This is a genomic window from Aeromonas rivipollensis (assembly GCF_037811135.1).
Classification (GTDB): domain Bacteria; phylum Pseudomonadota; class Gammaproteobacteria; order Enterobacterales; family Aeromonadaceae; genus Aeromonas; species Aeromonas rivipollensis.
This window is the reverse complement of sequence record NZ_CP149130.1, coordinates 325,361-348,014: the sequence shown is the minus strand read 5'-3', so window position 1 is coordinate 348,014 and position 22,654 is coordinate 325,361. Positions and strand designations below refer to the sequence as shown.

Annotated in this window: 18 protein-coding genes; 10 read left to right on the top strand and 8 right to left on the bottom strand. The window is 62.1% G+C overall.

The window, feature by feature from the left end:
• Positions 1 to 173 precede the first annotated feature (173 nt).
• Together WIR04_RS01570 and WIR04_RS01565 are read left to right on the top strand one after the other, a co-directional pair.
• On the top strand, positions 174 to 1,139 hold the full coding sequence (locus WIR04_RS01570; RefSeq protein ID WP_338889991.1) for an alpha/beta hydrolase: 966 nt from the start codon (positions 174 to 176) through the stop codon (positions 1,137 to 1,139).
• Between the two features lie 265 nt (positions 1,140 to 1,404).
• On the top strand, positions 1,405 to 1,803 hold the full coding sequence (locus WIR04_RS01565) for a VOC family protein (protein WP_338889990.1): 399 nt from the start codon (positions 1,405 to 1,407) through the stop codon (positions 1,801 to 1,803).
• A gap of 310 nt (positions 1,804 to 2,113) precedes the next feature.
• On the opposite strand, the gene WIR04_RS01560 is transcribed toward WIR04_RS01565, so the two are convergent.
• From WIR04_RS01560 to WIR04_RS01530, 7 genes are all read right to left on the bottom strand, one after another.
• A complete protein-coding gene (locus tag WIR04_RS01560) occupies positions 2,114 to 2,941 on the bottom strand; it encodes a tetratricopeptide repeat protein (RefSeq protein WP_338889989.1) in 828 nt (275 codons plus the stop codon).
• Between the two features lie 52 nt (positions 2,942 to 2,993).
• On the bottom strand, positions 2,994 to 5,033 hold the full coding sequence (gene recD / locus WIR04_RS01555) for an exodeoxyribonuclease V subunit alpha (protein WP_338889988.1): 2,040 nt from the start codon (positions 5,031 to 5,033) through the stop codon (positions 2,994 to 2,996).
• Positions 5,034 to 5,041: 8 nt separating this feature from the next.
• The gene (gene recB / locus WIR04_RS01550) at positions 5,042 to 8,644 is read right to left on the bottom strand and encodes an exodeoxyribonuclease V subunit beta (RefSeq protein WP_338889987.1); all 3,603 of its coding nucleotides are present in this window, start codon (positions 8,642 to 8,644) and stop codon (positions 5,042 to 5,044) included.
• Entirely contained in the window at positions 8,644 to 12,096 is a 3,453-nt protein-coding gene (recC, locus tag WIR04_RS01545; RefSeq protein WP_338889985.1) for an exodeoxyribonuclease V subunit gamma, read from the bottom strand. The genes recB and recC overlap by 1 nt, the downstream gene beginning before the upstream one ends.
• 229 nt (positions 12,097 to 12,325) lie before the next feature.
• Positions 12,326 to 12,718 (bottom strand): DoxX family protein, encoded by a 393-nt coding sequence (locus WIR04_RS01540; RefSeq protein ID WP_025328576.1) that lies wholly within the window; start codon positions 12,716 to 12,718, stop codon positions 12,326 to 12,328.
• A gap of 84 nt (positions 12,719 to 12,802) precedes the next feature.
• Positions 12,803 to 13,489 (bottom strand): pirin family protein, encoded by a 687-nt coding sequence (locus WIR04_RS01535; protein ID WP_025328577.1) that lies wholly within the window; start codon positions 13,487 to 13,489, stop codon positions 12,803 to 12,805.
• A 32-nt stretch (positions 13,490 to 13,521) separates the two neighbouring features.
• A complete protein-coding gene (locus WIR04_RS01530) occupies positions 13,522 to 13,854 on the bottom strand; it encodes a hypothetical protein (RefSeq protein WP_025328578.1) in 333 nt (110 codons plus the stop codon).
• 257 nt (positions 13,855 to 14,111) lie between these two features.
• Here WIR04_RS01530 and WIR04_RS01525 point away from each other — a divergent pair, with 257 nt between their 5' ends.
• Both WIR04_RS01525 and WIR04_RS01520 read left to right on the top strand, forming a co-directional pair.
• The gene (locus WIR04_RS01525) at positions 14,112 to 15,026 is read left to right on the top strand and encodes a LysR family transcriptional regulator (protein WP_139744813.1); all 915 of its coding nucleotides are present in this window, start codon (positions 14,112 to 14,114) and stop codon (positions 15,024 to 15,026) included.
• A 436-nt stretch (positions 15,027 to 15,462) separates the two neighbouring features.
• A complete protein-coding gene (locus tag WIR04_RS01520) occupies positions 15,463 to 16,227 on the top strand; it encodes a helix-turn-helix domain-containing protein (protein ID WP_025328580.1) in 765 nt (254 codons plus the stop codon).
• Positions 16,228 to 16,375: 148 nt separating this feature from the next.
• Here WIR04_RS01520 and WIR04_RS01515 read toward each other — a convergent pair whose 3' ends face one another.
• Positions 16,376 to 17,188, bottom strand: a complete 813-nt coding sequence (locus tag WIR04_RS01515; protein WP_338889977.1) for a UTRA domain-containing protein — start codon at positions 17,186 to 17,188, stop codon at positions 16,376 to 16,378.
• A gap of 181 nt (positions 17,189 to 17,369) precedes the next feature.
• Between WIR04_RS01515 and WIR04_RS01510 the strand changes: the two genes are divergently transcribed.
• The 6 genes from WIR04_RS01510 to WIR04_RS01485 are packed head-to-tail and all read left to right on the top strand — an operon-like array spanning position 17,370 to position 22,640.
• Entirely contained in the window at positions 17,370 to 18,416 is a 1,047-nt protein-coding gene (locus tag WIR04_RS01510; RefSeq protein WP_047440511.1) for an ABC transporter substrate-binding protein, read from the top strand.
• 9 nt (positions 18,417 to 18,425) lie between these two features.
• Positions 18,426 to 19,259, top strand: a complete 834-nt coding sequence (locus tag WIR04_RS01505; RefSeq protein ID WP_338889975.1) for an alkaline phosphatase family protein — start codon at positions 18,426 to 18,428, stop codon at positions 19,257 to 19,259.
• On the top strand, positions 19,259 to 20,158 hold the full coding sequence (locus tag WIR04_RS01500; RefSeq protein ID WP_338889973.1) for an ABC transporter permease: 900 nt from the start codon (positions 19,259 to 19,261) through the stop codon (positions 20,156 to 20,158). Before WIR04_RS01505 ends, WIR04_RS01500 begins: the two co-directional genes overlap by 1 nt.
• A complete protein-coding gene (locus WIR04_RS01495) occupies positions 20,151 to 20,927 on the top strand; it encodes an ABC transporter permease (protein WP_338889971.1) in 777 nt (258 codons plus the stop codon). Before WIR04_RS01500 ends, WIR04_RS01495 begins: the two co-directional genes overlap by 8 nt.
• A gap of 6 nt (positions 20,928 to 20,933) precedes the next feature.
• On the top strand, positions 20,934 to 21,941 hold the full coding sequence (locus WIR04_RS01490; RefSeq protein ID WP_338889969.1) for an ABC transporter ATP-binding protein: 1,008 nt from the start codon (positions 20,934 to 20,936) through the stop codon (positions 21,939 to 21,941).
• Positions 21,942 to 21,980: 39 nt separating this feature from the next.
• Positions 21,981 to 22,640, top strand: coding sequence for an HAD family hydrolase (locus WIR04_RS01485; protein WP_338889967.1), 660 nt, complete (start codon positions 21,981 to 21,983; stop codon positions 22,638 to 22,640).
• Positions 22,641 to 22,654: the final 14 nt, after the last annotated feature.

Genomic DNA, 22,654 nt, shown 5'->3' with positions numbered 1-22,654 from the left:
CCAGTTCATTGTCGACTAACAAAGAATTATTTTTTGGTGATTGACAAAGATTCAGACGCCCTCTTACCCTATTCGCTGTTGATCGACAAATAATAGACGCCATCGCAGTGGACATACGCCTTGTCTATGGCCTTCTGCGATGAATTTTCATAGGTAATTCAAATGGAAAGGTTATGAGGACATTCATCATCAAGCCGTTGCTGGCGGCAGTCATGCTGTTCACATTTCAGGGCGCTGCTGTCGGGGCAGACACACAACGCCCGGCAGTGGCGTCAGAAACAGCGCAGGTCAATGAGACCGATTTTCAGCATCACTATGCCAAGGTTGCGGGGCAGAAGATCCATTATGTGACGGCGGGAAAGGGGGAGCCGGTGTTACTGATCCCGGGCTGGCCGCAAACCTGGTATGCATGGCGTTATGTGATGACCAAACTCGCCGCCGAAGGCTATATGGCGATCGCGGTTGATCCGCCGGGAACCGGTTATTCCGATCGGCCAGACAGGGGTTATGATACCGGGGCTGTGGCGACCACATTGCATGGGATGATGAATCAGCTCGGCCATAAAAAATATTCGGTTGTCGGCCACGACATAGGTATGTGGGTTGGATATGCACTGGCCAGTGACTATCCGGCAGACATCAAGAAAATCGCATTGACCGAAGCGGTTATTCCAGGTCTGGCACCGGCACCGTCCATCTTTGTCGATCCGCAGGACAATATTTTCCTCTGGCACTTTATGTTTAATCAGGTACAGGACTTACCGGAAACACTGACGGCTGGAAAAGAAAAAGAATATCTGAATTTTATTTTTGACCACTGGTCTTATCGTCGTGATCGCGTCGCAGCACAAACCTATATCGATGCTTATTCTTCCCCTGGCGGACTGCGGGCAGGATTTGCGTATTATCGGGCGATTCCGCAAACCATAGCGCAAAATAAACAGCGGGCAGAGAAAAAACTGATGATGCCGGTTCTGGCAATAGGTGCAGATCATGCCACCCGTGATGCACCACAGCAGACGATGCAGGGACTAGCGGTGAATTTGCAGGGCGCAATGCTCAGTGAATGCGGTCACTTTGTAACGGAAGAGTGCCCTGAACAGTTGATGACGGTATTGCTGCCGTTTTTGAGAAAATAATAAAGCGCTCATTTTCGGGTTATATCAACACAGGCCTCCGACTCGGAGGCTTTATTATTTATGCCCGAAATAAGCAGACCCGTGAATTCTCGTTTCACGCCGGCTCAGCGTGGCATAGTTGGCTCTTGATACTCACCCGCTCTCTCTGCGCCGTAACCGATTGAGCAGGGTTGGCAGTTTCAGACATCATCAGGACGGGCTCAGCCATGTCGAAGGGGCAGGCCCCAGCATAGCATCAAGGGCATCAAGTCACAGGAGACCAGCCATGAATATCCATCACGTCGCCATCTGGGCGCAGGATCTGGAGGCACTCAAGGCATTCTACTGCACCCTGTTTGGCGGGCAGGCCAATGAGCGCTACCACAACCCGAGTAAACAGTTTTCGTCCTACTTCGTGCGCTTCGAGGGGGGCGCCAGCCTGGAGCTGATGCACAGCCCCACCCTGTTTCCGGCGGATCTCAGTCTGCCGCATCCGCTACAGGGGCTGGCCCACCTCGCCTTCTCCCTCGGCAGCGTGGAGGCGGTGGATCAGATGACAGCCCGTCTAAAGCTGCTCAAGAGCGCCGAGGTCAAACACCTGGACGGCCCCCGCTGGACCGGTGACGGCTATTACGAGAGCACCTTCCTCGATCCCGAAGGCAACCGGTTGGAACTGACCATCTAATCCCTGAGTGCTCCCCTCACCCTGGCCCTCTCCCAACGGGAGAGGGGATAAAACGGCACCGGGGATATGATCGCCCCCATGCCGATTAGATTGACGGAAAAACAGTCAGCCACGTAGGTTCGATTAGCGAAGCGTAATCGGACGAAGGTCACTTTATTACTCCCTTCTCCCCTTGCGGGAGAAGGGTCGAGGATGAGGGGAAATAAAATATGTGGGAAACGTTGAGCGCCCCACCCCAACCACAATTATTCCAACTTATCATTCAAATAAATGATATGAACGCCTAACGAAAAAAATCGTTTATTCTCACTCAGTAACCGATATAAAATGGTGTAGGTTTGTTCGACACTCTAATAAAATCACCGTGCGCATATACATTGTGGCCAAAACCACACTCTTTTCTATCAGGATTTGTATCAATCTTCAGGACACCATTATCTTTATCTATAAACTTTATTGAAATCTCACAATTACCTTCTTCACCGGTAAGTTTTATCAACCCCTCATCATCCTTCATTGTCACGACCTGAGAAATATCCCCAATGTTAGGGCCAAAAGCCATTCCCCTTAACCCGAAGTAGAGCAGATTCAAGGACACCACGTAGTCATTATCTTGCTTTTCTACAGAGGCAATGTTCCAGCCCCCTAGACCAGCATATCCCCAATAGGTCCCCACCACATCAGGTCCAATGGAGACAGGCATGTCTTTAAGCAGACCGTAGTTGAATTTAGATTTTTTATCGTTCGGAGCCAATGACAACCATGCTAGAGCCTTAAGCTTATCCCCTTCTTTAATGTAAGAAAGCGCAACATTGTTGTATGCAGTGATAATCGCAGCCTTATCTGGCTTGCCATATATATATCCACACCCCTCACTTAACGAGACTTGCTCAGTGAAGTGTTCTCTTGCCTCGGCATACTTTCCCACTCTATATGATTCATTACCCTTTTTAATAATAGAAGGTAGTTTTGCACACATCTCCTTCTCGATATCATCGCCAGACTCTGTTGCATAGGAAAAGAATGGTAAACCAACATAGGCGGCCAACATTATCAGTATTAGTTTTATATTTATATGGTTCACTATTATTAGCTCCTCAACGTTACCTGCTGACTCTGAACTGCTCAGTTTATGCATAACATGCCCCTGTTGCAGTCAGATAAAGATCACTATTCATCATTCCTTGTTGTTAGTTCCCCAACCTCTCCGCCAATCCGGAATAACGCTCGGTCTTTTTCCGCACCGCCTGTGCCAGCAGGGCGCGATCGCCGTAGAGGTCGAGGCGGACCTTGGCGCGGGTGATGCCGGTATAGACCAGCTCGCGGGTCAAAAGCGGGCTGGGGCTGTCCGGCAGCACCAGCACGGTGTGGGCAAACTCCGAACCCTGGGATTTGTGGATGGTCATGGCGTAGACAGTCTCGTGGGGCGGCAATCGGCTTGGCAAGAGCGCGCGCAGGCTGCCGTCCGGCTGCTCGAACCATACCTTGAGCCGTCCGCTTTCATCTGGCAGGCAGAGCCCCATGTCGCCGTTGTAGAGGCCGACGCCGTGGTCGTTGCGCACCACCATCACAGGGCGACCGGCATACCAGTCGCCATCCCGGGCGATCAGAGCGGCCCGAGAAAGGGCCAGTTCGAGCCGCTCGTTGAGCCCCAGCACCCCGAAGGGACCGTCCCGCAGGGCGCAGAGGATCTGGAAGCCGTTGAACGCCTTGAACACGGCGGCGGGCTCCTCCCCCGCGCGGGCCGCTTTCAGATAGCTGCCGTAGCCGGCCACCCCCTGGGCAATCAGGGCCTCGTAGGCCTCTCCCGCCCAGGGGTGCAGGCTGATGTCCTTGAATCCCGCACTCCAGACCGCTTCCACCGCGGCGGCATCGCCGCCGTTGCAGGCGCGCGCCAGCTGACCTATGCCGGAGTGCTGATCGAAGCGCCAGCTCTTGGAAAGCAGACAGAGGCTGTCGCGCACCGGTGCCCCTGCGGGCGTGCCCTGCAAGCGGTAGCCGGTCTGGCGGGAGAGCCAATCCGCCTGCGCGGGGCTGATGCCTTGTTCGATAAAGCTGCAGATATCGCCGAGCACGGCACCCGCCTCCACCGAGGCGAGCTGATCCTTGTCGCCGAGCAGGATCAGGCGGGCGTGGCTGGGCAGCGCATCCAGCAGGCGCGCCATCATGGGCAGGTCGACCATGGAGGCCTCGTCCACCACCAGCAAGTCGAGGTGCAGCGGGTTGCCCGCGTGGTGGCGGAACTGGCTGCGCCCCGGGATCACCCCGAGCAGCCGGTGCAGGGTGCCCGCCTCCGTGGGGATGGCCTGGGCCCACTCGGGGGGCAGATCGAGGGCCTGCAGGGCAGAGCCGATACTCTCGGTGAGGCGCGCCGCCGCCTTGCCGGTGGGGGCCACCAGCCGGATCGCCGGTGCCTTGCCTGCTTGCAGGCCGGTCTCCACCAGAATGGCGAGCAGCTTGGCGACAGTGGTGGTCTTGCCGGTGCCGGGGCCGCCGGAGATGACCGCAAAGGGACGCGCCGCCGCAGTCGCCGCAGCCAGCTTCTGGCCGTTGCAGCAGAGCGACTCGGGCACCAGCGCATCCAGCTTGCTCAAGTCGCTCGCCGCCTGGGCGCTCCCCAGCAGCGCCTCTATGGCGGGCCAGTCCACTTCATGGGGGAACACCAGATCCAGATACTTCTCGACGAAGTGGCGGGCCGAGAAATCGGGGGCGAGGCGGGCCTTGAGCAGCGCTCCGAATACCAACCCATGGTCGCGGGCAAAGAGCCGCGACAGGGCCGGGGCTATCTCGGGCCATTCGGCGCGTTCACTTAACGCGCGCAGATGGCGGGCCACCCCCAGCTCGAAATCGTGATAACGGGTGAGGTAGAGGCGCCCGTGCCAGAGCCGCAGCGGCCAGCGGGGGGTGAGCCCGTCATCCTGCTCGGTGCCAACCAAGGGGCTGGCCGCAAAGAGGGCGGGCCAGCTCGCAGGATCCGCCAGATCCCCCAGCAGATCCCGGCTCTGATCCGGATCCAGCCCGAAGGGGCGCAGGGATCCGGCAGCGAGCATTTCAAGCGGCAGGCAGACATGGCCGCGCCCCAGCTCGAAGCAGGCGAGCGCCGCCCCCAGCACCAGCTCGGGACTGCCGCCCAGATCGGCCACCAGCCTGGCAAATTGCAGATCCAGCTGGCGGATACGCCCCGCCAGCGCCAGGGCTTTCAGCCGTTCGATCATACCGTCGCTCTTCATCTCGCCCCTCATGCCTCTGCCTTGTTTGGTTTTTCTAAACGATGATCGTCAGACATCACACCTTTACTAAACAACTTGTCGAGCCCCAGCACCAGTTCACGGCTCGGACGGGTATGGAATACTCCCCCTTGCGGCATGCCGCGCAGGAACAGATAGAAGACCCCGCCAAAGTGCTGGTCGAAGTCGTAGCCCGGCAGGCGCAGGCTGAGCAGCCGGTGCAGCGCCAGGGAATAGAGCTGGTATTGCAGGTCGTAGCGATGCTCCGCCATGGCCCGCTCCAGCGCCGGTCGACTGTAATCGGCGGGGCTCATGCCGAGGTGGTTCGATTTGTAGTCGAGCAGATACCAGCGCCCCTGCCACTCGAACACCAGGTCGATAAAGCCCTTGAGCATCCCCTGCACAGTGGCGAAGCCGAGCGGCTTGTTGCCCCGCGACAGGGGGTCGTGCTGCTGGCAGAGCGCGGTGAGCGCCGGTGCCGTCACCCGCCCCATGGGCAGGAAGAACTCCAGCTCCACCTGCTTGCGATCGGGGGCCAGATCCCGCAGCCGCACCGGCTCGCCGAGGCCGGTATCCAGCGGAGTATCCAGCACCGCCTCCACCTGCTGTTGCAGCACCGGGGCCCAGCCCTGGTCGAAGCCATCCTGCGCCAGCAGGGTGGCGATGTGCTCCGCCAGCGAGTCGCCAGCGGCGCTCTGAAAATCGATGGTCTCGAACAGGCTGTGCAGCAATGTGCCGGGGCGCGCGCCCTTCGGGAAGGTGAAGATGGAGGGCTGGGGCGCCTCCTCTTCCTGCGCAGCGGCAGCCGCCTCGGTCACTACCTCGTCATCGAAGCCGGGGTTCGCCAAGACCCCCTTGCCGTGGCCGTTCCCCTGGGCCGCCAGCCCGGAGTAGGAGCTGATCCACCAGTCCCGCTCGAGGGAGCCGGTAAAGTGGCGCACCTGGGGCTCGCCCAGCTGCTCCTCCTCTGGCGGCAGCGGGGCCGGACGGGTGAGCGAGGGCTCACAGACCACCACACCAGGCAGAGCCTGCGCCAGCTCGGTCAGGGCAGTCGCCAGAGTCTCGGCGTCCCCCTCTTCCCCCTTTTGCAGCAGGTAGCCGATGGCGGTGTGATGCAGGTCGGTCTTCTCCGACTTGCCTGCCCCGGCCCGCACCGGGGCCAGCCCCAGCCAGGTGGCGTAGACGCTCCGGGTCAGCGCCACATAGAGCAGCCGCAAGTCTTCGGCGAGGCGCTCTTTGTCCGCTTCGGCGAGCGACGAGTCTGCGCCGGTCAGGTCGAGAATGGTGCGATTGCCCCCCTCGTCCGCCTCGTGATAGAGCGGAGTCTCGGCGGTTCTGTGGCTGCAGATGAAGGGCAGGAACACCAGCGGGTACTCCAGCCCCTTGGATTTGTGGATGGTGACTATCTGCACCAGCTTGCGCTCGGATTCGAGGCGCAGTACCTGCTCCGCATCCTGGCCGCTCGGGCGACTCACCGCCTCCCCCAGCCAGCGCAGCAGGGCATATTCTCCGTCCAGCTCGCTGCTCGCCTGTTGCAGCAGCTCGCCGAGATGGAGGAAGTTGGTCAGCCGCCGCTCGCCATAGGGGCTCGCCAGCAGGGAGGCGGCGAGATTGCGTCGATGCAGCAGGGCCCGCAACATGGCCAGCACGCCGCGGCGATGCCAGATCGATCGGTACTCCATAAACTCCTGCACCGCGCTCTCCCAGGCCCGCTCGTCCGAGGCCAGCGCGTCCAGCGCCCTGGCGTCGAGGTCGAACAGGCCGGTCGCCAGCGCCGCCCGCAGGCTGCGCTCTTCGCTCGGATTCTGGCAGGCATGCAGAATAAGCAGTATCTCCCGCGCCTCCACCTGCTCCAGCACGCTCTCGCGGTTCGACAGGTAGACGGAGGCGATGGCGAGCCGCGCCAGCTCCTGCTGCACCAGCTTGCCCTCGGCACCGGTGCGCACCAGCACGGCGATATCCCCGGCCTTCACCGCCTGATCGCCTATCAGCGCCTTGCCCTCGCGGGCCAGGGTCAGCAGGCGGTGGATCTCGGCGGCGGTGGCGCGCGCCATCTTGCTCTGGTAATCCCCCCGGTTGAAGGTGGGCTGGCCGCTCAGCTGCCAGCAGTGGAGCACAGGCGCGGTGGCGCCACCCAGCAGCAGCGCCTTGCTTTTGCCCTGGGCCTCCACCGGCAGGAAGGGGATATCCGCCTCGTAGATAAAGGGATCTTTCGCCCGCGCGAACAGGCCGTTGACCGCCCCCACCAGCGCACCGCTGGAACGGTAGTTGCGCCCGAGGGTGTAGTGGGCGCTCACATTTCGCCGCGCCTGAATGTAGGTAAAGATGTCGGCGCCGCGAAAGCCGTAGATGGCCTGCTTGGGGTCGCCGATCATCAAGAGCGCCGTGTCTGTGTGGCCACCGTAGAGACGGTGGAAGATGCGGTACTGCTGGGGGTCGGTATCCTGGAATTCATCGATCATCGCCACTCTATAGGTGGCGCGAATGCGCTCGCAGAGCCGCTCGCCAAGGCCCGAGCCAAGCGCCCCGTCGAGATCCTTGAGCAGGTCATCGAAGGAGAGCTGATGAGCCTGGCGCTTGCTCGCCTGCATCCGGCTGCGCACTACTTTGGCGGCCCGTTGCAGGATAAGGTCCCGAATACCGGGGCGGCTGGCCAGCAGCTCGTCGATCTCGCTGAACAGCGGCAGGGTCGGCACTGCCCCCCCCTTCTTGAGGTTCTCCTCCAGCACCGTCTGGCCGAAACGCTCCAGCTCCTTGGGGATGGCGTAGCCGCTCCCTTCGTCCTCTGCCCAATCGCCTATCTTGGCAAGCCAGCCTTCGTAGTTCTTGCCGGTGTAGCGGCTGATCTGGCCGTCGGTCTGGCGGCGGATCTCGTCCCCCTGCGCCAGCCACTCGCGCTTCACCGCCCCGATGCGGGCCATGGCAGCCTGATGGCGGGCGGCGAGGGTCTCGTCCCCCAAGGCCGGGTGTATCTCCAGCTCGCTGTTGTCGAGCCAGCCGTTCATCTCCCGCAGCAGGGCGGCGGGGCTAGGCCAGAGCGCGCGCACCGAACTGGCCAGGGTTTTATCCACTGGATAGAACTCGGCGCGCCAGTAGTCGCTCACCGCCTGCAGCCTGAGCTGGCTGTCATCGGTGAGAAATTCGGTTTCAAAGAGGGCGCCCGACTCGAAGGCGTTCTGTTTCAGCATCCGCTGGCAGAAGCCGTGGATGGTGAAGACAGCCGCCTCGTCCATCTGCCGCTCGGCGGCCAGCAGGCGGCGGGCCGCCAGCTCGTGATCCTCCACCTCGATCAGCAACTGGGCCAGCAGGGTGTCACTGCTGTGGCCGCGCATAAAGGCGATCCGCGCCTCGTGGATGCGACCGCGGATCCGCCCCCGCAGCTCGGCGGTGGCGGCCTCGGTAAAGGTCACCACCAGGATTTCGGTCACCGAGAGCGGCCGCTCGTGGGCGCTGGATTGACCCACATCGGCGCCCTCTTCGATCAGCGGGCCGTGCCCCAGCAGCAGGCGCAGGTAGAGGCCGGCTATGGTGTAGGTCTTGCCGGTGCCGGCGGAGGCTTCGATCAGTCGTTCACCATGGAGGGGAAAACGCAGGGTATTGAGCGGGTTGGCCATTATTTCAGCTCCTCCAGGGTCTGGTGCAGCGGGGTCAGGTGTTCGCGGGACAGCGCCTGCAACTGGCTCAACACGGTGTCATCCAGCTCGGGGAAGCAGCGGGCGACGTAAACGTCTTGCCCCTCCCCCGTCACCATGTAGCCCCCGTTGAAGCGGGTGAGGGCCGCCTTGTCGGCCGCCTCCGGTTTGTCCGGATCCTTCTCGATCGCCTTGAGCCAATCCCAGGCGGTGTTGGGGAAGAAGGGTAGCGGCCGCTTCATCCCCTGGGCCCAGAGGGAGACCAGGGCCGCCAGCCTGGGGCGCGCCTCCTCGGCCGGAAGAGCTGGCAGGCGCAGACTCTGCTTGGCATCGAACAGCAGGGTGTCGCCGGGGGCGCAGCTCAATGAGAGGCAGAGGTGCTGGATCCAGCCCAGCAGCAGATCCTTGCCGTTGAAGCTGCCGGGTTTGACCACCAGCAAGCGTCCCTTCTGGGTGTCGATCCACCCTTGCAGCTGGCCCTGGGTCAGGGAGATATCGATCTCCACCGCCTGCTTCTCGGCAACCCAGGGACGCAGGCGATCCGCCAGCTTGCCCATCTCGGCATCCAGATCCTCCAGCAGCAGGCTGCCGAACCAGCCTTGCGGCAGCAGGCCGGTGAGCTGCAACCGCTCGCGACGCACGGCACTGTCACCCTGTGCCAGATGGGCATCGAGCAGCAGGGCCTTGAGCTGGTAGTGCTGCAAGCCGTCCAGCTCGAACGGCTCGCTATCCTCGATATTGGCTTCGTTCAGCTCGAACCACACCTTGAGGCGGCGGTTGAGGAAATACTTGGTGGGCTGCCGATAGAAGCGCAGCAGCTCCGCCAGCTCCAACCCCTGCTCTCTCCCCCATTCGGGGGGCAACGGCAGCTCGCCGCTCTGGAAGTTGGCCGCGCCGCGCACCGGATTGAGGGCGGGCAGCCAGTCGGCGGCATAGGTAAAGAGCCGCGAACCCGCCTCCGGATAGAAGTAGTTGCGGCTGTAGGGGGTGAGCGGGTGCGGCACTATCAGATGTTCGAGCAGCCGCTTGCCGGAGGTTTCGTCGTCGAGCGCCTCATCCCCCGCCAGCACGAAGCCCTGGCGCACATAGTCGATCAGCTCCGCCAGCAGCACCGAGGGCACCTTGTCGCTGTTGTCCTGGGCGCTGAAGCCCTGATAGCTGATATAGAGCCCCTGCTGGGCGCTCAGCAGCGCCTCGAGGAAGAGGTAGCGGTCATCGTCCCGGCGGGATCTGTCACCTCGTCGCCCCGCCACCGCCATCAGATCGAAGCCCATGGGGGCCAGGGTGCGCGGGTAGACGCCGTCGTTCATGCCGAGCAGGCAGACCTGCTTGAAGGGGATGGAGCGCATCGGCATCAGGGTACAGAAGTTGACCTGACCGGCGAGGAAGCGCTGGCTGGAGCGGGACTCCCCCAGCACGCTGCCGAGGTAGTCCTGCAACAGGTCGGCGGTGATGGGTTGCTCGAAACGGGCCTCACCGAGCTGGGTCTGCCAGTCGGCCAGCTGGCTGCGAATGAGCTGGAGCTGACGCTCTTCCTCCTCGTCGGCCAGATAGAAGCGCTCCAGCAGCGCCAGCAGGCAGGCGTTCCACTCGGCCAGCGGCTGCGCCTGTTGCAGCCGGGGCAAGAATTCGGCCAGGGAGTCGACGAACCAGGCGAGCTTGCCGAGCGCCAGTCCCTGCTGACCCTCGATCTCGGCGTAGGGCAAGATGCTGGCCAAGGGGCCCTGCTGACCCCCCATGATATCGGCACAGGGCAATATGCTGGCCACAGCGCCCTGCTGCCCTGCACCATGATCGGCGCAGAACAACATGCCCGCCACCGGCTCCCCATCCCCCATGGCAAAACCGAGCAGCATGCGGCGCAGGCCGAACAGCCAGCTGTTGCCGGACATGGGCGGCAGATCGAAACGGACGGGGTAGCCGTCGTCCAGCCCCCAGCGGATACCGGTCTCCTGCACCCAGACCCGCAGCTGGTTGAACTCGTCGTCATCCATCTCGAACCGGCGCAGCACGGCGGGCACCTCGAGGATGGCGAGCAGTTCGCCGGCGCCTAAGCGGGCGTTGGGCAGTTTGAGCAGGGCGAGGAAGCTTTGCAGCAGCGGGCTCTCCTGGCTCGCTGCCCTATCCGAGACCGCAAAGGGGATCTGGCCGCGCGCGCCAAAGACGGCCTGAATGTAGGGGCCGTAGCTGTTCACATCCGGCATCATCACCACCACATCTTTCGGGGTGAGAAAGGGATCCTGCTCGAACAGCGCCAGCAGCCGGTCGTGTAGCACCTCGAGCTCCCGCATAGGGCCGTGGCAGGCGTGGATCTGCAGGGATCCATCCGCCGGGCTGATGGGGCTCTTGTGATGGCTGCTGTCGAGGTCGAACTGACCGGCGCCCCGTTCTGCCAACTCCAGCACATCTTTCTGGATGGCGCGCAGCAGCCTGACATTGCCCTGCTCATCCACCTCGTCGATATCGACGAAGGCCTCGATTTGCGGCACCTCCAACTCCATCAGCTGATGCAGGTAGTCGCGCCCCAGCTTGCCCATGGAGGCGAGCAGCGGGTTGGCGGGCCCTTGCAGGGTCTCGATGTCGGTACCGGGCTTGAGCCTGGTTTCGAGGCGCGCCAGGGTTTTTCTGTCCAGCAGATCTCCCCAGTAGTAGCGGCAGGGGTTGGTGACGAACAGGTGCACCTCCACCTCGGGTCGGCTGCCGAGGGCCAGCAGCGCCTCCACATAGCGTGGCGGCAGCGCCGAGATGCCGAACACGAAAACCCGTTGCGGCAGCTTGCCCGGCAGATCCCGGGTGCGCGCCAGCTCGTGGATAAACTCCTCGTAGAGGTTGGCTCTGTGGTAGCCGCTGGGCGCGAGGGCCAGGGTGCGGGCCACCAGCTCGCGCCACAGTTCTGGCTGCCAATCCTGACCGCTCACCCCGGCCAGCTCCTGGCTTCCTGTTCCGACAAGGCCCTCCCCCTCTTCCCAACGGGCGATCCAGTCCGGCCGATAGACCAGATACTGGTCGAACAGATCCGCTACCTTCTGGCAGAGCTGCCAGAGCCGCACTTGCTCGGGCTCCTGGGCAGGATCCTCGTCATTCCCACCCAGATAGGCGGCGAGGGGGGCGAAGGCGGGCCTGTCCAGCAAGGCAGGCAAAATGGTCATCAGCTGCCAGCTCATGGATCCCTTGTTGTAGGGGCTCTGCCGCGGCACGTCTGCCAGCACCTGGGTGAACATCTCCCAGATGAAGCTGGCTGGCAGCGGGAAGTCGATATTGGCGGCGATGCCAAAGGCCTTGGCCAGCTCCAGCTTGAGCCACTGGGCCATGCCGGGACTCTGCACCAGGATCTGCTCGTGCTCGAAGGGGTGAGAGAGGGGCGCCTGCCGGATGCGACTCACCAGCAGCTCCTTGAGCAGATCCAGCTGATTGGAGTGGTAGAGGGTAAACATGGACGACTCCCGCCAATTTCATGAAGAGGGGTGCGCGCCGGAAAAGGCGAGCCATTTCCGTCACTTCACACGAAATGGGATTGTCGGGGATCGGGGGGTAAGATGCAAAAGGCGCTTTCCGTCACCAGGAGGGCCTCGTCACAGTACCGGCATTCGCCCCTGGCAGGCATAAAAAAGCCGGTGCTGCTGCACCGGCTAAAAGGCGTTGGAAAACTTGAACTATCAGGTGTTACCAGCACTTGCCGAGGCGGGCATCCAGGCTGAAGGCGCCAGGACCGGCCGCCGCCAGGGCCAGGAAACCACCGGCCACCGAGAGGTTCTTCATGAACATCAGCATCTGCATCTGTTCGGCAGGCTGATAGTGGAAGATAAAGGCAGCCATCAGGGTGAAACCGGCCAGCAGTACCGAGATGCTGCGGGTAAAGAGACCCAGCACTATGGCGAGACCGCCACCCAGCTCCAGCAGGATCACCAGGGGCAGCATGAACCCGGGCACCCCCATGGCTTCCATGTAACCCTGGGTACCGGCGTAACCGCCGATCTTGCCCCAGCCTGCCATCACGAACATCAGCGCCAGCAAAATACGACCCGCCAGCAGTGCCACATCTTTCATCTTGTCCATCGTCAGATTCCTTTGATTACCCATCTTGGTAATAACAGTGTAAGAGCTAATTGTTAACTCATTCATTTCGCCGTGATTTATCTATCAGGGCAGATCAAACAGCAGGGCTTCACTCCCCTCTGAGGCGGTGAGCGTCCAGGACGCCTCATCGCGACTGAGCAGACCGTCGCCGGGTCGGGCAGCCAGACCGTTGCCAGTCAGCTCCCCTGAAATCATATGCAGGTAACCATGACGCCCTTGCAATGCCCATTCGAGGGTTTCCCCTTCGGCAAGTTGCAGTCGCCAGATGCGGGCCTGCTGGCGGATCCTGAAGGATCCTGCCTCCCCATCCGGTGACGCGACCAGCGTCAGCCCGGGCTGGGTGGCTATCTTCTTCTGCTGATAACCCGGGGTAGTGCCGACTTCGTTCGGCTCTATCCAGATCTGCAACAGGGAGAGGGGCTCGGTCTGCGAGGGGTTGTACTCGCTGTGCCGGATGCCGGACCCTGCGCTCATCAGCTGGAAATCCCCCGCCGGGATCTGCTCGGCATGGCCGAGGCTGTCCCTGTGCTCTATGGTGCCGCTCAGCACGCAGGTGAGGATCTCCATGTTGGCATGAGGGTGGGTAGCGAAGCCGCCACCCGGCGACACCAGATCCTGGTTGATGACCCGCAGGACAGAGTGCCCCATCCAGTCCGGGTCATAGTAGTGACCGAACGAGAAGCTGTGGCGTGCATCCAGCCAGCCGAAGTTGGCATGACCCCGTTCAGCTGCGGCTCTCAATTTCATCATGGTGTGCTCCTCCAATACCTTTAAAGGGTTGATTAGCGCTGGCGACCGTCACCCAGACCGAACGGGATGCGGTAGCTGCTGCTTTCGTTGCCCAGGCTGACCGTCAGGTTGCCCTGGGTGCGGCTCGGGATCTTGACCTGCTGGGTGCCCATCAGGCTGGCGTGAACCGATGCCAGCAGATCGCCAGACTCATCGCGCACCTCCAGCATGGGGTTGGCCTTGCCAGCCATGGCGGCGGTCGCGTTCCAGTTCACGAACAGCACGCCCGGGGCGGCATTGATGTCGGCCGGTACGGCAGCCTGGGCGAAACCTGCGGTCATCAGGCCTGCAACAGCCAGCATCTTGATTACGTTTTTCATGTTCATTCACTCTCTTGGTTTTTATGTCATTGCCAAGGCCGGTCTGGCCCGAATCAATGCATCCATGCAAGAGGTTATTCAAATAGTGTGTTGTTCTTTCACCTACAGCAGACATCGTTCTGTGTGATGTCTCAGCCTGGAACTACCTTTTATTTGGCCGCCTGGCCTTCCTGCCTAAGCGTTGATTGAATATTAAAGTCACTTGCCCTAAGTTGTTAGCGAGATAATCTGGCAAACATGTTCAAAAAAATTGAAGGTTAGATATGGCCAAGGAATCGAACAAGGAGCGGGCGCTGACCCTGGAGGCGATCCGGGTGCTGGACGCCATAGACCGCCGTGGCAGCTTCGCGGCGGCCGCCGACGAGCTGGGCAAGGTGCCCTCGGCACTGAGCTACACGGTGCAGAAGCTGGAAGACGAGCTGGACGCCATGCTGTTTGATCGCAGCGGCCACAGAACCAAGTTCACCCCGGCCGGGCGCATGTTGCTGGAGCAGGGCCGTCTGCTGCTGGAGGCGGCCGAGCATCTGGTGGGGGAGACCCGGGCCCTGGCCCGGGGCTGGGAGACCGACATCACCATCGCCGTCGATGCCCTGGTGCCGCTGCAGGCGCTCTACCCCCTGGTGGAGCGGCTGGCCGAACAGACGGATACCCGGCTGCGGCTGCGGGCCGAGGTGCTGGCGGGCAGTTGGGAGTGTCTGGAAGATGGCCGGGCGGATCTGCTCATCTCCTCCCTCAACCCCGACATCATGATGACGGGCATCAAGCATCAGCCCTTGCAGGAGGAGGTGATGCTCTATGTCGCCCACCCGGATCACCCCCTGCACCTGGAGCCCGAGCCCCTGGCGGACGAGACCCTGCGCCGCTACCGCGCCATCGCCATCGCCGACACGGCGCGGCGCAAACCCGCCCTCACCTATCGTCTGCTGGACAAGCAGCCGCGCCTGACCGTCAGCACCATGGGGGAGAAGCGCGATGCCCTGCTGGCGGGCATTGGCGTCGGCACCATGCCCCTGAGCTGGATAGAAGAGGACATCAAGGCGGGACGCCTCAAGGTGATAGGCCCCGAGTATCGTCATCAGGTGCAGGTCGTGCTGGCGTGGCGCCGGGATACCATGGGCAAGGCCAAGAGCTGGCTGGTACGGGAGATCCCCAAGCTGTTCCCCTGCAAGGGGGAATAACCCCTCGGGAGGGCGGTGCAGGAAGTGCCAAAAAATGCGCCCCTTCCTTGACGGCGGGCTCAAATTCGGAGAAAAGAAAAAAAGCGGACCTCTTGCGAGTTCCGCTCAATGCCAGGAAAGAATAAAACCTTGCGGTTAAAAAAACCCTTAAATTGGAAGCAAACAATCGTTTTCTCAACCAGGAAGGTATTGAATCCGATTCGTGTTGGATTATGTGCGATGTAATATGCATCACCAGCAAAATGTTGAAAGGTTGAAGGATATGCACCATCGAGTGTCATTATCTGCCACCTTGCACCGTGACTGGTCAGGCCATTTCAGCCGTTATCGCCGGACGTATCTCCTCTGGTTTTTCTAGGTGTCAAAAATTGAGCCCGATACAGACAAATCACTCACTTTCTGACACGACTAAAAATGCAGATAAAGGAATAGTTGCATGACCTACAGCCAGACCCTGGCCAACCACATTCTCGACACCCTGAAGAAGACCCTGACCGACAAGGGGATCCGCTATCAGACCCTGGCGGAAGCCATGGGGGTCTCTATCGCTACCATCAAGCGGATGATGAACAAGCCCTCCCTGCCGTTCGACACCCTGCTGGAGATCTGTCACCTGGTGGGACTGTCGTTCGAGGAGCTGCTGGATCGCACCCAGGACGCCCAGAGCCGCCGCGCCGTCTTCACCCAGGAGCAGGACGAGGCATTTCACAAGGAGCCGGGGCTCTACGCCTTCCTCGCCAACATCTTCTGGCGCGACAAGACACTGATCGATCTCAAGCGGGAATACGGCCTGACCGACGCCTCCTGCTACCTCTATCTGCGCAAGCTGGAGAAACTCGGCATATTGCAGCTCGGTATCGACAACAGCTACCACTTCCTCATCAGCGAGCGGATCAGCTTCGAGCAGCACAGTCGCTTCGCCCGCCAGCAGGCACGGCAGGCCATGTCGGTGCTGGGGGACTATCTGGTGGAGAACATGCACAAGTCCAACAACTACATGGCCCTGTGCCAGCTCCACCTGGACGAGAGCGAGGCCATGGCCCTCATCGATCGCATGAAGGAGTACTGGCATCAGGAGCTCAAGCTAAACCGCCCCGCCATCGGCCAGCGGGAGGGCAGCAAGACCTACACAATGTCGCTGCAACTGGCGGACTGCGGCTACCAGAGCTTCGACGACCTTATCCCCAATATCGACAACTGATCCCGGCGGATCCTGCGGGATCCGCTCTGTTAGTTGAGGTCTACTCCGTGAGCTGAATTTTCTGCGATCTGCCCAAGGCCGGCTGCAACGCCCGGGTATCCAGACAGATGCGAATGGCCACTGTGCCCGTCAGTGCTCTTGTGTCCCGCTAGTCTGTGAGTTGAACCTTCTGCGATCTGTCCAGGACCGGCTGCAACGTCCGGGTATCCAGACAGATACGAATGGCATCCGGCCGCCAGTGCTCTATATCGCAATCCACCAGCGCCCCTTTCTCGTCGTAGTTGACCCGCACCAGTCTGAGCACGGCGCTGCCCTCCGCCAGATTGAGGGCACGGGCGATGACACCGCGCGCCGCCGAGGGGGTGATCTCGAGACTGGCCCCGCCCTGGCCTATGCCATAGCGCTGCTGATAGAGCTCGGTGAGGGAGCTCGCCAGGGGCGCTCTGGCGATATCGGGAAAGCGGCTGGCCAGCAGATGGTGACTGACGTGGAGCACAGGGCGGCCGTCGATCAGTCGCTGGCGGCGGATTTCATAGAGCGGGGTGAAGGGCGCCAGCCCCATCCAGCGACACAGTTCGCTGCTGGCCAGCTCGCTGCCGTGGGCCAGCACCCGGGTTTCGGCGGTACGTTGCTGCTCGCCGATCCACTGGTGAAAGTGGGTGTGGATGGCGGGATCGTAGGTGAGGCGGGGCGGCGCCACGAACCAGCCACGCCGCTCGGCCCGGTAGATAAGGCCATCCGCTTCGAGGCTCGAGAGCGCCTCCTTGATGGTGATGCGGGTGGTGGCGAAGCGCTCGCTCAGGGCCCGTTCGGCGGGCAGTTGCTGCCCGGCCCCCAGCTGGCCGCTGCCGATATAGCGGCGCAGGGTCTGGCAAATCTGTTCGCACTTGGAGGGGCTGCGGCCATCGGCCAGCCCCTGTTCCCTCAATCGCTCTGTCACTGTCACATCCCTGTCGGTCATTCCGGTTGGCGCCACTGGAGTAGACCAGCGGCTATCGGCTCCGAGTTGTAATCGCTGCTGATGACAGCACCATGACAGGGTGACTGTCACGAAAACGCCATCAAAGCGCCCCGCCACCGTCATATTTCCCCTCTAGCATCCCTCTCGAACCTTAACTGACCTAGTCCAGAGGGATGGGATGATGAAAAGCGTGATCGCAAGTGCACTGGCCCTGGTGGCCATCAGTCAACCGCTGTTTGCCGCCGAAAATATCGCGGATCTCGAGAAGGCCGCCCGCGGTGAAGGCCAGCTTCACAGCATCGGCATGCCCGACAGCTGGGCCAACTGGAAGGATACCTGGCAGCAGCTCGGCAGCATCTACGGCATCAAGCATCAGGATACCGACATGAGCTCGGCCCAGGAGATCGCCAAGTTCGCCGCCGAGAAGGCCAACGCCACCGCCGACATCGGCGACGTGGGCGGCGCCTTCGGTCCGGTTGCGGTCAAGCAGGGGGTTACCCAGCCCTACAAGCCCTCCACCTGGGCCGATATTCCGAACTGGGCCAAGGATGCGGACGGTCACTGGATGCTGGCCTATACCGGCACCATCGCCTTCCTGATCAACAAGGATCTGGTCAAGGCGGCCCCCACCAGCTGGCAGTCCCTGCTGGGTGGCGACTACAAGGTGACCCTGGGTGACGTGGGCGTGGCCTCCCAGGCCAACAACGGCGTGCTGGCGGCGGCCTATGCCACCGGTGGCAGCGAGAAGAACCTCAAGCCTGCATTGGAGCTGTTCGGCCAGCTGGCCAAGCAGGGTCGCCTGTCACTGAACGACCCGACTATCGCCAATATCGAGAAGGGCGAGGTGGAAGTGGGGGTGCTGTGGGACTTCAACGCCCTGAACTACCGCGACCAGATCGACCCCAAGAAGTTTGATGTGGTGATCCCGAGCGACGGCTCCGTCATCGCCGGTTACACCACCATCATCAACAAGTGGGCCAAGAACCCCAACGCCGCCAAACTGGCCCGTGAATACATCCTCTCCGATGCCGGTCAAATCAACCTGGCCCGTGGCTACGCCCGCCCCATCCGCAGCAATGTGACCCTGCCGGATGACGTCAAGGCCAAGCTGCTGCCGGCCGAGCAGTATGCCAATGCCAAGCCGGTGCAGGATCATGCAGCCTGGGAGCAGAGCTCCAAGGCCCTGCCGCGCCAGTGGCAAGAAACCGTCATGATCAACATGCAGTAAGGAAATCCAGTGCAACACAAGGTGATAGTGGTACTTGTGGATGGTCTGGCAGCCGAGGTAGCCCATTGTATGGGCTACCTTTTTGGCATGGTGGAGGCGGGGCGAGGTCTGCATACGACCCTGAGCTGCGCCCTGCCCTCCCTCTCCCGGCCCCTCTACGAGTGCATCCTGACCGGCGTGCCGCCGGTGGCGAGCGGCATCACCCACAACGGGGTGAGTCGCCTCAGCCAACACGACTCCATCTTCCATCTCGCCCGGGCCGCAGGCAAAGGCACCGCCGCCGCGGCCTATCACTGGGTGAGCGAACTCTACAACCGCAGCCCCTGGCTGGCGGCCCGGGATCGCTATACCCATGACGAGCAACTGCCGATCCAGCACGGCTGCTTCTACTGGGATGACGCCTACCCCGACAGCCATCTACTGATGGATGGGGAGTGGCTGCGCAGCCAGTACGACCCCGATTTTCTGCTGATCCACCCCATGGGGGTGGACGACGCGGGCCACAAGTTCGGCCTGGATTCCCGCCAGTACCGCAATCAGGCGCGCCGGATGGACAGCCTGCTGGCCGATCTGCTGCCCCAGTGGCTGGCACAGGGGTATCAGGTGGTGATCACCTCGGATCACGGCATGAACAACGACCTGAGCCACGGCGGCACCCTGGCCGAGGAGCGCGCCGTGCCGCTCTGGCTGTTTGGCGATGCCTTCGTCGAGCGCTGGCCGGATGGGGTGGTGATCGCCCAGACCCAGCTCTGCGCCCTGATGGCCGACCTGCTGGGCATCCCCCACGACAAGCCGGTGGCTCCCCCGCTGCTCAAGGCGGCCTTTATGCGCGAGGTGCACTGATGATGCCTGCAACCACCGAGATCCTGCTGGATCAACCCGCAGCAACCCGGCGCCAGGCGCGCCGCCACTGGCTGCCCGCGCTGGTGCTGCTGCCCTTTATCCTCTTGATGATACTGTTCCAGCTCGCCCCCATGGTGTGGGTGCTGGTGGGCAGCTTTCAGACCCCCGATGGCTGGGGCCTCGACCATTACCGGGAGATTTTGAGCTCCCCCTTCTATCTGCAATCCTTCGCCAACTCCTTGCGTATCGCCGGAATCGCCAGTCTAGGGGGACTTGCCATCGGCACCCTGGGGGCGGCGGCGCTGCGCCACAGCGGTGAGCGGGTCAAGCGGCTGCTGCTGGCCTTTGTCACCATGACCAGCAACTTCAGCGGTGTGCCGCTGGCGTTCGCCTTCATCATCATTCTCGGCATCAACGGCGCCGTCACCCTGCTGCTCAAATCCTGGGGCCTCATCGACGGCTTCAACCTCTACTCGGGGTCGGGCCTTATCCTCATCTACACCTACTTCCAGATCCCGCTCGCCCTGCTGCTGCTCTACCCGGCGTTCGATGCGCTGCAGGATGAGTGGCCCCAGGCCGCCGCGCTGCTCGGCGCGAGCAAGGGCCAGTATGTGTGGCATGTGGCGCTGCCGGTGCTCACTCCCGCCCTGCTCGGCACCCTGATCATCCTGTTTGCCAATGCGGTTGGGGCCTATGCCTCCGCCTATGCCCTCACCACAGGCAACTTCAACCTGGTGACCATACGGGTGGCCAGTCTGGTCTCCGGCGACATCTTCCTCGAGCCCAACATGGCGGCGGCGCTGGCGGTGATCCTGATGGTGCTGCTGGGGGTAGTGACGGCCGCCAACCAGTGGCTGCTGAAGAAGAGCTATGTGAACAGGGGGCAATCCCATGCATGATTTGCAACCGAGCTGGCCGCGCTGGGTGCTGGGGGCGCTGGTCGCCACCCTGCTGCTGCCGCTGCTGGCCACTTTTCTCTACTCCATCTCCACCCGCTGGGGGGCGACCCTGCTGCCGGATGGCTTTACCCTCGACTGGTATCTCAAGCTTTGGGGCGACCCGCGCTTTCTGGCGGCGTTTGGCCGCAGCCTCTTGGTCTGTTTCTCCACCCTGCTGCTGGGGACCCTGGTGCTGGTGCCGACCGTGCTGGTGGTGGCCTACTACTTCCCCAGGCTGGATCCCTGGATGAACCTGCTGATCCTGCTCCCCTTCGCGGTGCCGCCGGTGGTCTCGTCGGTGGGGCTGTTGCAGATCTACGCCGATGGCCCGCTGCCCATTATCGGTACGCCGTGGATCCTGATCGGCACCTGGTTCACAGTGGTGCTCCCCTTCATGTACCGGGCGCTGGCCAACAGCCTGCAGGGTGTACCGCTGAAAGATCTGATGGATGCCGCCCACCTGCTGGGGGCGAGCAGTGGCCGCGCCTTTCTGCTGGTGGTGATCCCCTGCCTGCGCAAGGGGCTGCTGGCGGCGCTCTTTCTCTCCCTCTCCTTCCTGCTCGGCGAGTTCGTGTTTGCCAACATGCTGGTGGGCACCCGCTACGAGACCCTGCAGGTCTACCTCTACAACATGCGCGCCACCTCGGGCCACTTCACCAGTGCGCTGGTGATGAGCTACTTCCTGCTGACCCTGCTGCTCACCTGGGCGGCCAACAGATTTCATCGGTGATCCAAGATGTTTCATTTAGAAGTCAATCAGTTGCACAAATCCTACGGCGATACGCCGGTGTTCGAGGGGATCGAATTCGGCATTCGCAAGGGGGAGCTGGTGACCCTGCTCGGCCCCTCCGGCTGCGGCAAGTCCACCCTGCTGCGAGCGCTGGCCGGGCTCACCCCGGTGGACGGCGGTCAGGTGCGGGTGGCCGGTGAAGACATCACCTGGCAAGAACCCCAGAAGCGAGGCATCGGCATGGTATTCCAGAGCTATGCGCTCTTCCCCAACATGACGGTGCGGGACAACGTCGCTTTCGGCCTCAAAATGAAGCCCCAGCCGGGACGGGATCTGGCCGCCAGCGTGCAGGAGGCGTTGGAATTGGTGGAGCTGACCGGCTTCGAGCGCCGCTATCCGGCCGAGCTCTCCGGCGGCCAGCGCCAGCGAGTGGCGCTGGCGCGCGCTTTGGTGGTGCAACCGCGGATCCTGCTGCTGGACGAGCCGCTCTCGGCGCTGGATGCCCGTATCCGCCGCAGCCTGCGCCAGCAGATCCGCGAGATCCAGCAGCGCCTCGAGCTCACCACCATCTTCGTGACCCACGATCAGGAGGAGGCGCTCACCCTGTCGGATCGGATCTTCCTGATGAACAAGGGAGCCATAGTCCAGAGCGGTACGCCGGAGCAGATCTACACCAGACCCGCCAGCGAGTTTGTGGCGAGCTTTATCGGCAACTACAACCTGCTCGGCGCCGAGCAGGGCAAGTCGCTGTTCGGCCCCCGTTTTCAGGGCAAGCTGGCGCTGCGGCCAGAGTCCATCACCCTGCTGCCCGCCGGGGCAACCAGCAGCGAGCCCAGCCTGCCCGGCATCATTCGCCAGCGACAGCTGCTCGGCAACGTCATCCGCTATCAGGTGGAGTGCGAGGCGGGGCTCTTGACGGTGGATTGCCTCAACCGCTCGGCCGGCGATCTGCTGGCAACCGGCAGTGCCGTGACCCTGGCGGTAGCCCGGGATCAACTCTGTGAGGTAGCATGACACCCAATTTCGTTTACGTTTTTACCGCAAGGAGCCCTCATGGCACTGGCACTCTTTGATCTGGACGAGACCCTGATTGCGGGGGATTCCGCCAGCCTCTGGCTGGAGTACATGGTGGCCGAGGAGCTGGCCCCGGCGGACATGATCGCCGAGGAGCAGGGGATGATGTCCCTCTACCATCAGGGCAAGATGGACATGCACCAGTACATGGCCTTCACCCTGCAACCGCTGACGGGCAAGACGCGCCAGTGGCTCGACTCGCTCTCTACCCGCTTCGCCGAGCAGGTGCTGCGCGAGCGCCTCTACCCCGAGGGGTTGGCGCGCATCGAGTGGCATAGAGAGCGCGGCGACGAGCTGGTGCTCATCTCCGCCTCCGGCGAGCATCTGGTGGCCCCCATGGCAAAGATGCTGGGAATGGATCACTGCGTCGCCATACTGCTCGACGAGGAAGAGGGGATGCTGACCGGCCAGACCCGCGGCACCCTCAGTTTTCGCGAAGGCAAGGTGGCCCGCATCAACCAGCTCTTTGCCGGGCGGGACAACCTCTGGCAGGGGAGCTTTGGTTACAGCGACTCCCACAACGATCTGCCCATGCTGCGGGCGGTGACCCATCCCCACGGGGTCAATCCAGCTCCTGCGCTGCGCCAGTGCGCCTCGGAGCTGGGCTGGCCGGTATGGGAGTGGCAGTTACTCCCTTGAGCCGCTGAATGAAG

Excerpts from the sequence above, each read along its gene's own strand:
- WIR04_RS01520 (WP_025328580.1), top strand. The coding sequence starts at position 15,463 with ATGACCTACAGCCAGACCCTGGCCAACCACATTCTCGACACCCTGAAG.
- WIR04_RS01500 (WP_338889973.1), top strand. The coding sequence starts at position 19,259 with ATGATGCCTGCAACCACCGAGATCCTGCTGGATCAACCCGCAGCAACC.
- WIR04_RS01530 (WP_025328578.1), bottom strand. The coding sequence starts at position 13,854 with ATGAACATGAAAAACGTAATCAAGATGCTGGCTGTTGCAGGCCTGATG.
- WIR04_RS01510 (WP_047440511.1), top strand. The coding sequence starts at position 17,370 with ATGAAAAGCGTGATCGCAAGTGCACTGGCCCTGGTGGCCATCAGTCAA.
- WIR04_RS01565 (WP_338889990.1), top strand. The coding sequence starts at position 1,405 with ATGAATATCCATCACGTCGCCATCTGGGCGCAGGATCTGGAGGCACTC.
- WIR04_RS01515 (WP_338889977.1), bottom strand. The coding sequence starts at position 17,188 with ATGACCGACAGGGATGTGACAGTGACAGAGCGATTGAGGGAACAGGGG.
- WIR04_RS01495 (WP_338889971.1), top strand. The coding sequence starts at position 20,151 with ATGCATGATTTGCAACCGAGCTGGCCGCGCTGGGTGCTGGGGGCGCTG.
- recD (WP_338889988.1), bottom strand. The coding sequence starts at position 5,033 with ATGAAGAGCGACGGTATGATCGAACGGCTGAAAGCCCTGGCGCTGGCG.
- WIR04_RS01525 (WP_139744813.1), top strand. The coding sequence starts at position 14,112 with ATGGCCAAGGAATCGAACAAGGAGCGGGCGCTGACCCTGGAGGCGATC.
- WIR04_RS01560 (WP_338889989.1), bottom strand. The coding sequence starts at position 2,941 with ATGCATAAACTGAGCAGTTCAGAGTCAGCAGGTAACGTTGAGGAGCTA.
- WIR04_RS01485 (WP_338889967.1), top strand. The coding sequence starts at position 21,981 with ATGGCACTGGCACTCTTTGATCTGGACGAGACCCTGATTGCGGGGGAT.
- recC (WP_338889985.1), bottom strand. The coding sequence starts at position 12,096 with ATGTTTACCCTCTACCACTCCAATCAGCTGGATCTGCTCAAGGAGCTG.
- WIR04_RS01490 (WP_338889969.1), top strand. The coding sequence starts at position 20,934 with ATGTTTCATTTAGAAGTCAATCAGTTGCACAAATCCTACGGCGATACG.
- WIR04_RS01540 (WP_025328576.1), bottom strand. The coding sequence starts at position 12,718 with ATGGACAAGATGAAAGATGTGGCACTGCTGGCGGGTCGTATTTTGCTG.
- WIR04_RS01570 (WP_338889991.1), top strand. The coding sequence starts at position 174 with ATGAGGACATTCATCATCAAGCCGTTGCTGGCGGCAGTCATGCTGTTC.
- WIR04_RS01535 (WP_025328577.1), bottom strand. The coding sequence starts at position 13,489 with ATGATGAAATTGAGAGCCGCAGCTGAACGGGGTCATGCCAACTTCGGC.
- recB (WP_338889987.1), bottom strand. The coding sequence starts at position 8,644 with ATGGCCAACCCGCTCAATACCCTGCGTTTTCCCCTCCATGGTGAACGA.